The sequence below is a fragment of the Amycolatopsis acidicola genome (assembly GCF_007713735.2).
Lineage (GTDB): Bacteria > Actinomycetota > Actinomycetes > Mycobacteriales > Pseudonocardiaceae > Amycolatopsis_E > Amycolatopsis_E acidicola.
The window spans coordinates 1-14,258 of sequence record NZ_VMNW02000145.1; the positions used below are offsets into that span (position 1 = coordinate 1).

Below are 14,258 nucleotides of genomic sequence, written 5' to 3' on the forward strand. Positions count from 1 at the left end.
GCCCAGGATCGCTGCGCTGACAAGGAAGAGGATCACGCCGAGCGCCAGCGAACCCACCCCGGGCAGGTCGAGCGGGACCGCGCGCGGCGGGGTCCGCGGCAGGTGACCCCAGGCGACCGCGAACGCCGGCACCGCGAACGGCACGATCGCGAGAAACACGGCGCGCCAGCCGAAAGCGTCGGTGAGGAGCCCGCCCACCGTCGGGCCGGCCGCCTGCCCCGCTCCGTTGGCGGCCGCCCACCACGAAACCGCCCGCCCCCGCCGGTCCGGCCCGGTGGCCACGACGATCAGGGCGAGCACCGTCGGCAGCACGAGTGCCCCGGAAAACCCTTGTACCAAGCGGAAACCGACGAGCACGGGCAGCGTGGGCGAGGCGGCCGCGCCCACTGCGCCGAGCGTCACGCCGACCATGGACACCAGGAACACCCGCCGCCGGCCGAGCCGGTCGCCGAGCCAGCCCGCGAACGGCAGGCCGGCCGCGCAGGCCAGGTTGAAGGCGACGACGATCAGCGTGCCGCTGCTCAGCGGGGCGCCCAGATCGGCGGTGATCGCCGCGAGCGGGACGTTGACCAGTGTGTTGGCGATGGTGCTGGCGAACGTGCCGACCAGCAGGGCCGCGGCGAGCACTGCCGGCCGGGCCGGGCGCCGCACCGGTTCGCGCAGGACTTCGGTCATCGGCGTACTGCCGCGATCACGTCCACTTCGACCGGGGCTCCGCCGGGAAGCGCGGACACGCCGATGGCGGTCCGGACGGGCAAAGCGTCCTCGCCGAGGCGAGCGGCCACGACCGCCGACGCGCCATCGGCCACTGTGGACAGTTCGGTGAACTCGGGCGTGCAGCGGACATAGACGGTCATCCGGACGAACCGCGCGATCAAGTCCAGCCCGCCGGCCGCCTCACTGATCGCCACCAGCGCGTTGCCCGCGGCCAGCCCGGCGGCCCAGGATGCCGTGGCGACATCGACCTCCTGCCCGACCCGCCCGCGTACGACGAGCACGCCCGCGCGGCGCGGGGTCATCCCGGCGCTGTAGGCGAAACCGCCGGCGAGCACGGCCGTCCGGTAGTGGCCCTGCGCGACGGGAGCGGATATCGGCTCAGACACCGAGCGCCACCCCTTCCTGGCGGGAGTCGGAGCCGCCCGCGAAACAGCCCCGCTCGTGATCGACCGAAATCACTTGCGCGCTCCCGCCCGCGCCCCAGTCCCCGGCCGGGACCACTGTGTGCCCGAGCCGGCGTAACCCGTCCAGGACGTCCATGCCCAACCGGTTTTCGGCGCGCAGTTGGGCGGGGGCGCCGAGGTCCTCGGCGTCACTTCCCGGAAACACGGAGAACCGCGGCGCGTCGACGGCGGCCTGCGGGCCCGCGCCGTGATCGAGCAGATGCGACAGCAGCTGCGTGTTCCACTGCACCTGGCCGTCCCCGCCGGGGGTGTTGCCGGCGTGCCGGAGCCGGCCGTCGTCGTCGGTCACGAGCCACGCGTTGAGGGTGTGCACCGGTTTACGGCGCGGTTTCAGCTCGTTGGGATGGCCCGGCACGAGGTAGGCGCCGCGGCCGAGCCGGTTGTTCAGCACGATTCCGGTGTCGGGAAGGGAAATTCCCGCGCCGAAGGTGAAGGCGAGCGATTCGATCAGGCTCACCGCGCGTCCGTCGCCGTCGACGGCCACCATCGAGGTGGTGTCGCCGTCCGGGTTCGCTCCCGCGAGGCCCGGCAGGTCACCGGAACGGATCCGGGCGCGTGCCGCCTCGACCGCCGCGGGCTCGCCGCCTCGGCGCCAGTCCTCGGAATCGCTTCCCGCCCAGGCAAAGCGGTCGGCGAACGCGATCCGCGCGGCGCCGGCGAGCCAGTGCACCTCCGTGGCCGAGAGCGGAGCCCCGCCGAGTTCGCCCTCGCAGATCGCCAGCTGGTCGAGCACCATCCAGCCGGGCGTCGGCATCGGGGTCTGATGGACCCAGTGGCCACGGTAACGGCGGCGCAATGCCGGAGTGGCCGACACTTCTCCGGTCGCGGCCCATTCGTCGCCGGAAAAAGGAGCACCGAGCGACTCGAGGTGGTCCACGGCCCGTGCGGCCAGTTTTCCGGTGTAGAGCGCGGCCGGGTCGGCGGCCAGTTCTTCGATCGAGGACCCGAGCGCGAGCTGACGCAGCCGGGTGCCGGTCGCCGGGACCGTGCCACCCGGCAACAGTGCCGCGGCGGTGGCCGGGTCCGCCGCAAGGCGTGACGCGTGCTCGCGGATGTCACCCGCGGTCTTCGCGGTGCACGCAAGGCCACGCCGGGCCAGCGTCACGGCCGGCGCCCACAATTCGGTCAGCGACATCGTCGCGCCCGCACGGTGCAGCGCTTCCAGCGCGGCGATCGCGCCGGGCGCGGCCACGGAAAGCGCGCCGTACCGGGGGAGGTGCGGACGGTCAGCATGGCTTTCGGGCGTACTGCCGTCGGGGCCGAAACCGCTGCCACCGAAGGCTTCCACGGTTCCGTCCGGCCGGCGCACGAGTGCGAACGCGTCGCCACCGACCCCGCACTGGCCGGGGAGCGCCAGCCACGCCACCGCGGCCATCGCGAGCGCGGCGTCGACGGCCGTCCCGCCGCGCTCGAGCACGTTCGCGCCCACGCGGCTGATCGCGGGATGACTGGCGGTGACCATGCCGTCGCCACCGAGGCTTGCGGGTCTGAGCGCGTCGGGAAACCGGGTGGAGGTCATCCGTGGACCGTGTCACGCCCCCGCAACATTCAGTAGGTACAAACAGCACACCACCGCTCGCGCGGCCGTGTGCACTGTGCTTCTGCGACACCCTGCACAGTCCGGTGGCCTGCGGCTGTGCAGGGTTGTCGTTGTGAGCGCGGCACTCCTGCTGGCACGGTGACCCGCACCACCACAACCACCGCCGGGCTCGGCGGGAAGGAGGTCGCAGTGGGACTGACTGCCGCGCACTGGGTCTATCTGGCGGGTGTAGTCCTGATCGTCGGGGTCACCATCGCCAGGAAGAACGTGATCGTCCCCGCGCTCGTGGCCACCGCCGTCACGGCGTGGGTCATGACGGGGAGCCCGATCCGGGGCATCCAGGCGATCTTCGACGCCAGCCTGACGGCGGCGTCCGAACTGTTCAACATCTTCCTGATCATCGCCATGGTCACCGCGCTGCTCGGCGTGCTGCGGGCGATGAAGGCCGATCAGCGGATGGTCACTCCCTTCCGGACGGTCATGCGGGGCGGCTGGTCCGCCTTCGTGGTACTGGCCGTGGTCGGTTATGGCATCAGCCTGTTCTTCTGGCCGACGCCGGCGGTGCCGCTGATCGGCGCCATCCTGGTTCCGGCCGCCATCCGGGCGGGGCTGCCGGCGATGGGCGCCGCGATGGCGATCGCCATCGCCGGGCAGGGCATGGCGTTGTCCAGTGACTACGTCATGCAGGTCGCGCCAGGGCTGTCCGCGAAGGCGGCGGGCACGACCGGGTCGGCCGTCGCCGACGCCGCGCTCGTCCTGTCCCTGATCACCGGTGTCGTCGCGCTCGTCATCACCGCGGTGCTGCTGCGGCGTCACCTGAAGCAGCCGTCCGCCGTGCACCTGGAGCAGTGGGAGGCGGGTGTGGTCGCGGAGCTCACCCCGGCCCGCCGGTGGCTGCGCCGGGTGAAGGTGACGGCGCGACAGGAACCGGCCGAAGAGGAGGAGAAGGTCGCGGTCGGGGTCACGGCCGGTCCGCCCGGTGACGACCGGCCCCGGACCCGGGGCGGTGGCGGGCACCACGGAAACGACGGCCCGCCGGCCTTCCCGGAGGACCCGGGGTCGCCCGCCATCGAAATCGACAGCCCGCGTGTCGTCCGGCTGTCGAAGGTCTTCGCCGCCGTCGTCCCGCTGGCGTTCCTGCTGATGATCGTCTACATGGCACTCGGCAAGTTCACGAATCTGGTGCCCTCGATCGAAGGCGGTTCGGCCGCGGCTCTCGTCGGTGGTCTCGCGGCGGTCATCGTGGTCGTCGCGGCGATGGCGCTCGACGGGCCGAAGAAGGCGCTCACCTCGGTGGGCGGGCACGTCACCGACGGCCTCGTGTTCGCCTTCCGCGCGATGGGCGTGGTCCTCCCGATCGCGGGGTTCTTCTTCCTGGGCAACGCCGATTTCGCCGGCAAGATCCTGGGCTACGAGGACGGCACGCCCGCGCCGGGCCTGCTGGTCGACCTGGTGACGGCGGCCGCCCGGCACATCCCGCACAGCGGGGTGATCGTGTGCTTCGGCATGCTCGTCATCGGGATGGCGTGCGGGCTGGAGGGCTCGGGTTTTTCGGGCCTGCCGCTGACCGGCTCGCTGGCCGGGGCGCTCGGGCCGACCGTCGGTGTCTCCCCGTCGGCGCTGGCCGCGGTCGGGCAGATGGGGTCGATCTGGGCCGGCGGTGGCGTGCTGGTCGCGTGGTCCTCGCTGCTCGTGGTGGCCGGGGTGACCCGGGTGCCGGTGATCGACCTGGCGCGCAAGTGTTTCTTCCCGGTGGTCGCCGGTCTCGTCGCGTCCACGATCTTCGCGGCGCTCGTCCTGTAGACCGGCCTGCTCGCCCGAACGGCTCCGGTGCCTCGCGCGCCGGAGCCGTTTTTCGTCTGCACTGTCCACAGTGCACTGTGCGGACCGCCGCAAGAATCCGCTCTTTCCTGTGCTTTTTGACCACGGTTCGCCGGTCCCCCGCTCATTAACGTTGTCCGTGTTCCCTGAAGCTCACCGAATCCGAGGAGCGTTCCGCATGACACTCACGATCGACAACTCCACGGGCACCCAAGGCATGCTCTCCCGCGACGAATTCCGCGCGGCGCTCGAGGACGCCCTCAAGGGGCGCGAGGCCAAGAACGCCTCGTTCAGCAAAGCCTGGGCTGACGGTGTGCTCACCCGCGAGCATTTCGCGCGCTGGGCGGAAAACCACTACCACTACGTCGGCCCGTTCGCGGACTACCTCGGCTACATCTACGGGAACACCCCGGACCGGTTCACCGACGCCAAGGACTTCCTGCTGCAGAACATGTACGAGGAGGAGCTGGCCGACATCCGGCACACCGACCTCCTGATCCGGTTCGCGGAGGCGTGCGGCACCACGCGTGAGCGCATCGAAAACCCGGAGAACATGAACGCGGTCACCCGTGGCCTGCAGGCCTGGTGCTACGCGGTCGCGATGCGGGAGCACTTCGTGGTCGCCACCGCGGCGCTGGTCGTCGGACTGGAGTCGCAGGTGCCGAGCATCTACAAGAAGCAGATCGTGCCGCTGCGGGAGACCTACAAGTTCAGCGAGGACGAGATCGAGTTCTTCGATCTGCACATCACCTCCGACGAGGTGCACGGCGAGCGCGGCTACCAGATCGTGCTCAACCACGCCGACACCCCGGAGCTCCAGCAGCGTTGTCTGCAGCTCGTCCGCTGGGGCGCGGACATGCGCTTCTCCTACACGAAGGCGCTTTACGACACCTACGTCGCGCCTTCTCTGTAACGCGGTACTCGATTCCGTCGCGGGGGTGGCACCGACACCCCCGCGACCTCGTGAGGGAGGCTTTCGTGAGCGAGACCGGGACCCAGGTGTGGACGGCCACCGTCCCGTTCGCGGATCTGGTACGCCGCCGGAAGACCCGGGTCGAGCTGGGGGGCCGCGCGGTGGCGCTCTTCCTGGTGGGCGAGCGGGTGTTCGCCCTCGACGACGAATGTGTCCACAAGGGACGGTCGCTGTCCCGCGGGACGCTCTGGCAGGGGCAGGTCGTCTGTCCCGGCCACCAGTGGAAGTTCGACCCCGAGACCGGTGCGGCCGAGGACCGCGACGACTGCCAGCCGGTCCACGACGTCCGCGTCGTCGACGGGGTCGTGTACGTGGCCGTCCGGCCCCGCAGCTGAAGGAGTTCCCATGCCCCCAGTGCCTCGCGGTTTCGTCGCGGTCGGCGGCGGCCAGGCGACCGCCACCGCCGTGCGCCTGCTGCGCCGCCGTGGCTTCGACGGCCCGGTCACCGTGCTCGCGGACGAAGCGCACGCCCCGTATCAACGGCCGCCGCTGTCCAAGGAGTTCCTTCGCGGCGAGGCCGCGCTCGACGAGATCACGCTGCTCGACGCCGCCTGGTGCGGCGAGCACGACGTCGACCTCCGCCTCGGTACTCGCGCCGAGTCCGTCGAACCCGGCAAAGTGCGCCTGGCGGACGGGTCGTTCGTGGCGGGCGACGCCATCCTGCTCGCCACGGGCGCGAGCTCCCGCCGGCTGCCGGGTATCGAAGGCGACCGGGTGCTCTACCTCCGCACGCTCGACGACGCCGTCCGACTGCGTGACTTCCTCGCTCCGGCGGAGCGGATCGCCGTCATCGGCGGGGGTCTGATCGGTTCGGAGGTGGCGTCCTCGGCGCGCGCGGCGGGCGTCGCCGTGACCGTCCTGGAAGCGGAGCCGTTGCCGATGCTGGCGCAGCTGGGCCCGCGCATGGCGTACGTGTACGCCGAGTTGCACCGCGAGTTCGGTGTGGACCTGCGATGCGGGCAGGACGTGCTCGCCGTCGAGCACACCGCGCACGGCGTGGTGGTACGCACGGCCGACGGCGACGCCGTGGAGGCAGATCTCGCTGTCGTCGCCGTCGGTGCGATCGCCAACGACCAGATCGCCACGCGCTCCGGGCTGGCCGTCGAACCACTCCGCGGCGGGATCGTCGTCGACGACCGCTGCCGCACGGCGATGCCCGGCGTCTTCGCGGCCGGTGACGTCGCGGCACGCGCGGCGGGGGACCGGTTCGTCCGCGTCGAGCACGTCGACAACGCGACGCAGCAAGGAAATGCCGTCGCCAAGGCGGTACTCGGCAAGCCGGCGCCACCGGCCGACGAGACCCCGTGGTTCTGGTCCGATCAGTACGACCTGAACCTGCAGTTCGTCTGCCGCCCGCGGCCGGACGCCGAGCTCGTCATCCGGGGCAGCGTGGCCGAACGCGACTTCACCGCGTTCTACACCACCGGCGGAGTGGTCCATGCGGTGTTCGCGATGGGCCGCGGCGAGGACATCCCCGCCGCGAAACAGCTCATCACCGCCGGGCTGGCGGTGCGCGCCGAAGCCTTGGCGGACACCGGATCCGACCTGTTCGACCTGCTCGACACGATCAGCGCCTGAGGAGAAAGCCGTGGAATACCACCAGATCGCCCGGTCGGGGCAGGTGCCGGAAGGGGTCGTGCGCCGCTTCTTCGCCGGTGCCGTCGAGGTCGCGCTGTCCCGCTCCGAGGGCGAGATCCATGCGATGTCGAACTACTGCACCCACCTGGACTGCCTGCTCTCCAGCGGGAAGGTGACCGACGAGGGCCTGCTCTGCTCGTGCCACGGCAGCGTCTTCGACTACGACAGCGGCGAACCGCTCCAGCCGCCGGCGACCCGGCCGGTCACGGTGTTCCCCGTCAAGGAGGAGGGCGGGCACATCTACGTCGGCATCGACGAGGGGCTGGCCGAGGCCGCGATGCGCCGCCGGGCCGCGGAGTCGCGCCGCCTGAGCCCGCCGGCCGCGACCTCCTGACCCGGAGCCCGCCCGCGCGCCCGGCGGAGCGCCGGGACATCCGTCCACTTTGGAGGCTCCTGTGTCCGTACCCGTCTGGGTCTGGGCGGCGACGACCGCCGGCCTGGTACTCCTGGTGCTGGGTGACCTGGTGCTCGGGTCTCGTCGCCGCAAGGCGGTGACCGTGGTCCGAGCCGCCTGCCGGCTGGGGTTCTACGTCGGTCTCGCCGTGGTGTTCGGCCTGGGGATCTGGGTGTTCGCCGGAGGTTCGCACGCCGCCGAGTTCTTCGGCGGCTACCTCACCGAATACTCGCTCTCGGTCGACAACCTGTTCGTCTTCGCCATCATCCTCGCCGCGTTCCGGGTGCCGGCGCCGCACCAGGAACGCGCGTTGCTGATCGGCATCGTGGTCGCGCTGATCCTGCGCGCCGCGTTCATCACGGCGGGCGCCGTCGCGATCAACGCGCTCGCCTGGATCTTCTACCTTTTCGGCGCGTTCCTGGTCTACACCGCGGTGAACGTGGCCCGGCAAGGGCCGGGCGGCGACGAGGAGTGGACCGAGCCGAGGGTCATCGGGCTGGTGCGCCGCCTTTATCCGACGACGGAAGGGTTCCACGGCGCGAAGCTGACCGTGCGGATCGACGGCAGGCGCTGGTTCACCCCGATGCTGTTCGTGACGCTGGCGATCGGAGTGACCGACCTGCTCTTCGCGCTCGACTCGATCCCCGCGATCTTCGGCATCACCCAGCAGCCGTTCCTGGTCTTCACGGCGAACGCGTTCGCGCTGATGGCGCTCAGGGTGCTGTACTTCCTGCTCGGCGAGCTCCTGAAAAAGCTGATCTACCTGTCATACGGGCTCGCCGCCATTCTCGCGTTCATCGGCGTGAAGCTGGTTTTCCACGCCCTGCACGAGAACGATCTCGGCTGGGTCAACGGCGGCGACCCCGTCCCGGTCCCGGAGTTCCCCGTCTCGGTCACCCTGGCGGTGATCGCCGGCATCCTCGTGCTCACCACGGCCGCCAGCCTGATCGCCGCGCGGCGCGATCCCGCGCACGAGCCGGCTCTCGTCACGGAGGCGGGGCGAGCTCGGCGTCGAGCGTCTCGTTGACCCGCATCAGCATGTCGATGTGGTGGGCGAGCCAGACCATGAACTGGCTGTCCGCCTCCCGGATGTCCATGTGCAGCACCCGGCTGGCCCGCTTCAGCTTGTACAGGGTGGTGTTGCGGTGCAGCCGGAGGCGCCGCGCGGCGGCGTTGAGGTTGCCCGACTCCGCGATATAAGCGAGCACAACGGTTTCCAGGCTGCAGACGTTGCCATCGGCCTTGCGCAGGGGCTCGAGGACTTCGGCGGCGAACTGGCGGGCGCTCTCGGAATGCGCCAGCTCCCGGACGGCCACGAAGATCCGCAGATCCTCGTAGCCCACGACGGAACCGACCTCGATTCGCCGTCCCAGGCCGAGGGCCGTGCGGGCTTCGCGATAACTCGCGGCGACCCCGCCGGCTCCGACGCCGTGGCGTCCGAACGCGACGCGGGAGTCGGACCCGAGAAGCTCGTGCAGCACGCGCCGGATGCCGTCGGCGGTTTCCTGCGTCCTTGCCGGGGCGGCATCTTCGGCGACGGGGCACACGGTGACGAGGTTTCCGCCGATCTGGGTGGTGAGGAGGGGCAGGTGCGCGTCGGGAAGAAGCCGTTCCACCGCACGGGCGGCCGCGCTCAGCCGGTGCATCGCGCCCGCGTGGTCGGTGGTGGGCGAGTCCAGCTCCGCGACGTAGACGACGTAGTTCGCGTCGACGTCGAACCCGTGGTGCCGGGCACGGGCCTGGAGCTGCTGGCCGTCGGAAAACCGGCCGTGGACGAGTTCCACGATGAAGTCGCCGCGGATCCGTTCCTCGGCCTCGGTGATCGACCGGATGCGCAGCATTTCCGACCCCAGCAGCACCGCGCCCTCGTGCGCGATGACCCGGCGCTGGGCGTGGTCGTGCGGGTCGGCGTCGACGGTGTCCAGCGCGGCGGCGATCCCCGTGATCACGCCGCCGAACGTCACCGGCGACGCGATGAGCATGACCTCGTCGTCGCCCTCACCCACCGGGCCCAGCACGGCGGGGTCGACCGGGACCGACGTCGTGGAAAGGGCGGCCAGGTGGTCGACCAGCGCGCCGACGAGGGGGCCCGCGGGCGGTTTCTTCGTGCTGTTGACGCTTTCGTACGCGAGCAGCGAGCCGTCGAGGTCGACGACCAGCACCGGAGTCCGGCCCATTCGCGCCATGCCGTAGGTCAGCGCCTGCAATCCGGCCGCGCGGGCGAGGATCTCCCCGAGGCCCCGGTGGACCCGGTCGCGGTACTGCAGCACGTGGGTCGACTGCGCGAGGACCTTCGTCGCGACGAGCTGGCTGACGGTGCGGTAGTCGGCGCTGGGCGGTAAGAGCGCGAGAGGGAGTTCCACCGCGTCGGCGGCCGCGCGAGCCTCGGGGAACGACAACCGCAGGGCCGAGGGCGGCCCGGAGTCGGAGGACTCGATCTGGATGAGCAACGCGACGGCGCCGGCCGCCTTCGCGCGCCTCACCGTCTCCGGGCCCGCCTCGGCTCGGAGAGAGCGGGCCGGGGCATGGACCATCGTTCCTTCGTTGTCCGAAGTGCCCGGCAGTTCCGAAAGCGGGAGGCACCAGCGCACCGCTCGCGTCGTCCCGGACGAGCCGGCGACGAGAGTGTTGCGGAGCAACGGTTCGGCGAGCAGCGCGGCGACCGTGAGCGTTTCGGTGGCTTCTCCGTCCTGGCGCGGCTGCTGGTCCGGGACGTCTCCTGGTGGCGTCGCGTCGTCGATCACTCGCGTTTCGTGATGTGCCATGTGCCCACTTTCCGTCCCGGAGTCGGTGCAGCTCGACCAGTGTCAGCCATGGTGCGCGCGCCGGAGAATCTTCACCAGGCTTCACAATCACCAAATTGCCGGAGGTTCTTCGTGCACAGTGCACCACCAGCCGGGCAGGGCCGGTCCGTCGATCCGGCCTCACCCGGGCGGATCGTCCACGCGTTCCGGCCGGCTACGGCGGCAGACGTCCACACCGCCGTCGACGAGGCCCAGGAGGCGGCGTGCGCGTGGGCGTCGACTCCTCCACTGCGCCGGGCGACGGTTCTCACGCGGATCGCGGACCAGCTGGAACGGCACCGCGACGAGCTCGCAACCCTGATCACCGCGGAGGAGGGCAAACCGCTCGGCGCGGCGCGTGGCGAGGTCGGCAAGTCCGCGGAGCAGTTCCGCCTCGCCGCCCAGCTCGCCTATCTGGTCGAGGGCACCACTTTCCCGGACGAGTCGGCCGGGGTCTTCGCCTACACGCTGCGGGCGCCGCTCGGCGTGATGGCCGCGATCACCCCGTGGAACTTCCCGCTGTCACTGGCCGCCCGCAAGATCGCGCCCGCGCTCGCGGCGGGAAACGCCGTGGTGTTCAAGCCTTCTCCGGTGACGGCGGGGACCGGCGAGCGGCTGGCCGGGATCGCCGTCGAAGCCGGGCTTCCCGCCGCGCTGCTGCCCGTGATCCAGGGGCAGGACGCGGCGGCGATGACCGCTTTGCTGCAGGACGCCCGTATCCGGGGGATCAGTTTCACCGGCTCCGATGCCACCGGCGCGCGGCTTCGGGCAGAGGCGCACGGTCAGGCCCGGCTGCAGCTCGAACTCGGCGGCCACAACGCGGCGGTGGTCTGCGCGGACGCCGATCTGGCGAAGGCCGCCGCGGACATCGCCACCGGTGCTTTCGGGCTGACCGGCCAGGCCTGTACGTCGACGGACCGGGTGCTCGTGGCCGAGCCGGTTCTCGCCGAGTTCACGGACCTGCTGGCGGCGAAGGTAGAAGCGCTGCGAGTCGGGCCGGGGGACCGGGACGGGGTCACGACCGGACCCGTCGCGACCGCCGCGCAGTACGAGCGGCTGAACGAGCTCAAGGAATCCGCGGTGGCCGCGGGAGCGAAAACGGTGGCCGAGGCGGGATTCGCCGACGGGCGGGACCCGGCGGGATACTGGGTCGCGCCCACGCTGTTCGCCCAGGTCCCCGCCGGGCACGGACTGGTCAGCGGCGAGGTCTTCGGCCCGTACTGCTCGGTGATCCCGGTGGCCGGCCCGGAAGAGGCGCTCGCGCTCATCAACGCCTCGGCCCACGGTTTGGTCGCGGGTGTGCACACCGCCGACCTCACGACAGCGCACCACTTCGCGGCGCGGGCGAGGTGCGGGGTCGTGAAGGTCAACGCCCCGACGACCGGGAACGGGGTGGCGCCCCCGTTCGGCGGCTGGAAAGCGTCGTCCGGCGGCGGCTTCCCGGAGGGCGGGCGCCAGGCACTCGACTTCGTCACCGAAACCAAGACCGTCTATCTCACACATGGAGCGAACTGATGCAGACCGTGTACCGCCTCACGCTCGAGGACGCGCTGATCATCCTCGAAGCCGCCGAGGCCGAGGCCGCGCGAATCGGGGTCAAGCAGACGATCTGCGTCGCCGACGACGGTGCCCACCCGATCGCCGTGCACCGCATGACCGGTGCCCGGCTCACGGGCGTCGACATCGCGATCGCCAAGGCTTTCACCGCCGCCGGCCACCAGCGCCCGACCCACCTGTTCAACGAGCCCCCGAACGGGCCCGCGCTGCCCGGCAACGAGGCTTTCGGGATCCAGCACATGCATCCCGGCAAGTTCACCGTCTTCGTCGGCGGCTTCCCGATCGTCCACGAAGGACAGATCGTCGGCGCGGTCGGCGTGAGCGGGGGAAGCGGGGAACAGGACAAGGCAGTGGGCGCCGCGGCGCTCGCGGCGTTCGAGGAACACGTCGCCGGCGCCCGCCTGGGCAAGGAGAGTTCCTGAGGCCGGTGTGCTCACGAACTGGGATTCGTTGACCCGCCGATGGCGCGCGCTTAGCGTCGCGATCAGGAGGTCCTGCCATGACAAGCGTTGCCTCGTACCGAATCCGCCGCGCCGGGCCCAGGATCGGCGCCGAGATCACCGGGATCGACTTCAAGCAGGAGATCGCCCAGGACGTCGCCGCCGCGCTCGTGCGTGAGTTCCTGGAGCACAAGGTGCTGGTGTTCCGCGGCCAGCACCTCAGCCCGGACGAACACGTGCGGGCGGCGCGGATCTTCGGCGCGCCGTTCGACCACCCGACCGCGATCAAGGACACGGCGAACCCGTTCGTCTACCCTTACAACGTCCGGAAAACCGGCAAAGCCAGCACCTGGCACATCGGCGGGCTGTGGCGGAACCCGCCGTTCAGCATCGAGTCCCTGACCTACCAGGAGGTCCCGGAGCTCGGCGGCCACACGCTGTGGGCCGACCTGCAGGCCGCGTACGACGACCTTTCCGTTCCGGTGAAACAACTTCTGGAGTCCGTCAGCGCCGTCTACGACGCGGACGCGGCGAACTACGCGCAGGACGGTAAAAAGGAGCGGATCAGCGAGACGATCGAGCATCCGGTGGTGCTGCGCCATCCCGACACCGGCCGCCCCGGCTTGTTCCTCAGCTCCTCGGCCGTGCGGCTGACCGGCGTCACCGAACGGGAAAGCAAGGCGCTGCTGCCGTTCCTGCTCTCGCATGCCTCCTCGCCCGACTACACGATCCGGTTCGGCTGGCAGCCGGGGGACTTCGTGCTCTGGGACAACCTGGCCACGTGGCACTACGCGGTGGACGACTACGGCAACGGCCCGCGCGTCTACCGCAAGGTCATCGCGACCCGCTGACCGGAGATGGATTCCGCGGCGGTCACCTCACTGGCGTTCCTCACCCCGGGCAACTTCGCCGACGACGATCCTTACCCGGGGCTCGAGGACACCTTGCGCCTGTTCGAGTACGGCGAGGAACTGGGCTTCGACGGCGCGTGGATCAGGCAGCGCCACCTCGAACACGGGGTCGGCTCGGCCGCGGTGTTCCTGGCGGCGGCGAGCCAGCGCACGAGCCGGGTCGAGCTGGGCGCCGCGGTCATCCCGATCGGCTACGAGAACCCGTTCCGGCTGGCGGAAGACCTGTCACTGGCCGACGTCCTCGCGCGGGGCCGTCTCCAGATCGGGTTCTCCACCGGCATGCCGCACGCCGACCTGCTCGGCGACCTCGTCCACGACGGCGACTGGCGTTCCTACGAACTCGGCTACGGCCGCATCGCCCGCGTCGTGGAAAACCTGCGCGGCGAGTACCTCGGTGACGAGGACACCGTCATCCACTCGCCGGGCAACGTCCAGCGCCCGCGGCTGCAACCGCACAACCCCGGCCTGGTGAACCGGATCTGGTACGGCGGGGGCAGCCTGCGCTCGGCCCGCTGGGCCGCGGAGAGCGGGCTGAACCTGTTGACGGGCAACGTGATCAGCGGCGAGGGCACCGACGATTTCGACACCGCGCAGCTCAACCTGATCGACGAATACCGCCGGAACGCCCACGGCAGACTGGCGGTCGGGCGGGTGATCGTCCCCTTCGACAGCGCGGATGCCCGGACACGCGCCAAATACCGCGAATACGCGGCGAGCCGCTACGAACGAACCCTGAAACCCCACGGGGAAAGGCGCACGCTCTTCGCCAGGGACGTCGTGGGCACCTCCGAACAGATCCTGGAACAGCTGTCCGCCGATCCCGTCGTGGGCGCGGCGTCCGAACTGCGTGCCGAACTTCCCTACGAGTTCGACCTTCGGGACTATGAGCAGATCCTGCACGACCTCCGCACCACGATCGCGCCCCGCCTCGGCTGGCGCCCGCCCGTGGGAACCCTGGAAAGCGCTTCGGTGGTCGATTAGCCTCGCGCCGCACCTCCACCCCACCACGCACCCCACCGC

At 70.8% G+C, this 14,258-nt stretch carries 14 protein-coding genes; 10 read left to right on the forward strand and 4 right to left on the reverse strand.

All coding sequences use genetic code 11. The features are described from left to right. From FPZ12_RS43495 to FPZ12_RS43505, 3 genes are all read right to left on the reverse strand, one after another. On the reverse strand, positions 1–675 hold a 675-nt coding region (locus FPZ12_RS43495), incomplete at its 3' end, for an MFS transporter (RefSeq protein ID WP_150980781.1). Further along, positions 672–1,103, reverse strand: a complete 432-nt coding sequence (locus FPZ12_RS43500) for a RidA family protein (protein ID WP_144759344.1) — start codon at positions 1,101–1,103, stop codon at positions 672–674. The genes FPZ12_RS43500 and FPZ12_RS43495, both read right to left, overlap by 4 nt. After that, a complete protein-coding gene (locus tag FPZ12_RS43505) occupies positions 1,096–2,700 on the reverse strand; it encodes a gamma-glutamyltransferase (protein WP_243770335.1) in 1,605 nt (534 codons plus the stop codon). The genes FPZ12_RS43500 and FPZ12_RS43505 overlap by 8 nt, the downstream gene beginning before the upstream one ends. A 210-nt stretch (positions 2,701–2,910) precedes the next feature. On the opposite strand from FPZ12_RS43505, the gene FPZ12_RS43510 reads away from it, so the two are divergent. From FPZ12_RS43510 to FPZ12_RS43535, 6 genes are all read left to right on the forward strand, one after another. Then, a complete protein-coding gene (locus FPZ12_RS43510; RefSeq protein ID WP_144759347.1) occupies positions 2,911–4,524 on the forward strand; it encodes a hypothetical protein in 1,614 nt (537 codons plus the stop codon). A gap of 196 nt (positions 4,525–4,720) precedes the next feature. After that, positions 4,721–5,455: an iron-containing redox enzyme family protein gene (locus FPZ12_RS43515; protein WP_208026223.1), complete on the forward strand. Its 735-nt coding sequence runs from the start codon at positions 4,721–4,723 to the stop codon at positions 5,453–5,455. Positions 5,456–5,520: 65 nt separating this feature from the next. Then, a complete protein-coding gene (locus tag FPZ12_RS43520) occupies positions 5,521–5,850 on the forward strand; it encodes a Rieske (2Fe-2S) protein (protein ID WP_243770336.1) in 330 nt (109 codons plus the stop codon). Between the two features lie 10 nt (positions 5,851–5,860). Next, positions 5,861–7,093 (forward strand): NAD(P)/FAD-dependent oxidoreductase, encoded by a 1,233-nt coding sequence (locus FPZ12_RS43525; protein WP_144759350.1) that lies wholly within the window; start codon positions 5,861–5,863, stop codon positions 7,091–7,093. 10 nt (positions 7,094–7,103) lie between these two features. Beyond that, complete coding sequence (locus tag FPZ12_RS43530; RefSeq protein ID WP_144759353.1) at positions 7,104–7,487, forward strand: Rieske (2Fe-2S) protein; 384 nt, start codon at positions 7,104–7,106, stop codon at positions 7,485–7,487. A gap of 61 nt (positions 7,488–7,548) precedes the next feature. Beyond that, positions 7,549–8,574, forward strand: coding sequence for a TerC/Alx family metal homeostasis membrane protein (locus FPZ12_RS43535; RefSeq protein ID WP_144759356.1), 1,026 nt, complete (start codon positions 7,549–7,551; stop codon positions 8,572–8,574). On the opposite strand, the gene FPZ12_RS43540 is transcribed toward FPZ12_RS43535, so the two are convergent. Continuing rightward, positions 8,534–10,312, reverse strand: a complete 1,779-nt coding sequence (locus FPZ12_RS43540) for a helix-turn-helix domain-containing protein (RefSeq protein WP_144759359.1) — start codon at positions 10,310–10,312, stop codon at positions 8,534–8,536. The genes FPZ12_RS43535 and FPZ12_RS43540 overlap by 41 nt on opposite strands. 111 nt (positions 10,313–10,423) lie before the next feature. On the opposite strand from FPZ12_RS43540, the gene FPZ12_RS43545 reads away from it, so the two are divergent. The 4 genes from FPZ12_RS43545 to FPZ12_RS43560 all read left to right on the forward strand — a co-directional run bounded on the left by FPZ12_RS43545 (position 10,424) and on the right by FPZ12_RS43560 (position 14,219). Beyond that, positions 10,424–11,845 carry an aldehyde dehydrogenase family protein gene (locus tag FPZ12_RS43545; protein WP_243770337.1) on the forward strand — a complete coding sequence of 474 codons (1,422 nt, stop codon included), beginning with the start codon at positions 10,424–10,426 and terminating at the stop codon, positions 11,843–11,845. Next, positions 11,845–12,309, forward strand: coding sequence for a GlcG/HbpS family heme-binding protein (locus FPZ12_RS43550; RefSeq protein ID WP_144759362.1), 465 nt, complete (start codon positions 11,845–11,847; stop codon positions 12,307–12,309). Before FPZ12_RS43545 ends, FPZ12_RS43550 begins: the two co-directional genes overlap by 1 nt. Before the next feature lie 77 nt (positions 12,310–12,386). Further along, positions 12,387–13,178 carry a TauD/TfdA dioxygenase family protein gene (locus FPZ12_RS43555; RefSeq protein ID WP_144759365.1) on the forward strand — a complete coding sequence of 264 codons (792 nt, stop codon included), beginning with the start codon at positions 12,387–12,389 and terminating at the stop codon, positions 13,176–13,178. A 6-nt stretch (positions 13,179–13,184) separates the two neighbouring features. After that, positions 13,185–14,219, forward strand: coding sequence for an LLM class flavin-dependent oxidoreductase (locus FPZ12_RS43560; RefSeq protein WP_150980783.1), 1,035 nt, complete (start codon positions 13,185–13,187; stop codon positions 14,217–14,219). Positions 14,220–14,258 lie beyond the last annotated feature (39 nt).

What these genes read in the sequence shown, in the direction of transcription:
- FPZ12_RS43555 (WP_144759365.1), top strand. Translation starts at nt 12,387, where the DNA reads ATGACAAGCGTTGCCTCGTACCGAATCCGCCGCGCCGGGCCCAGGATC.
- FPZ12_RS43525 (WP_144759350.1), top strand. Translation starts at nt 5,861, where the DNA reads ATGCCCCCAGTGCCTCGCGGTTTCGTCGCGGTCGGCGGCGGCCAGGCG.
- FPZ12_RS43550 (WP_144759362.1), top strand. Translation starts at nt 11,845, where the DNA reads ATGCAGACCGTGTACCGCCTCACGCTCGAGGACGCGCTGATCATCCTC.
- FPZ12_RS43515 (WP_208026223.1), top strand. Translation starts at nt 4,721, where the DNA reads ATGACACTCACGATCGACAACTCCACGGGCACCCAAGGCATGCTCTCC.
- FPZ12_RS43540 (WP_144759359.1), bottom strand. Translation starts at nt 10,312, where the DNA reads ATGGCACATCACGAAACGCGAGTGATCGACGACGCGACGCCACCAGGA.
- FPZ12_RS43560 (WP_150980783.1), top strand. Translation starts at nt 13,185, where the DNA reads ATGGATTCCGCGGCGGTCACCTCACTGGCGTTCCTCACCCCGGGCAAC.
- FPZ12_RS43505 (WP_243770335.1), bottom strand. Translation starts at nt 2,700, where the DNA reads ATGACCTCCACCCGGTTTCCCGACGCGCTCAGACCCGCAAGCCTCGGT.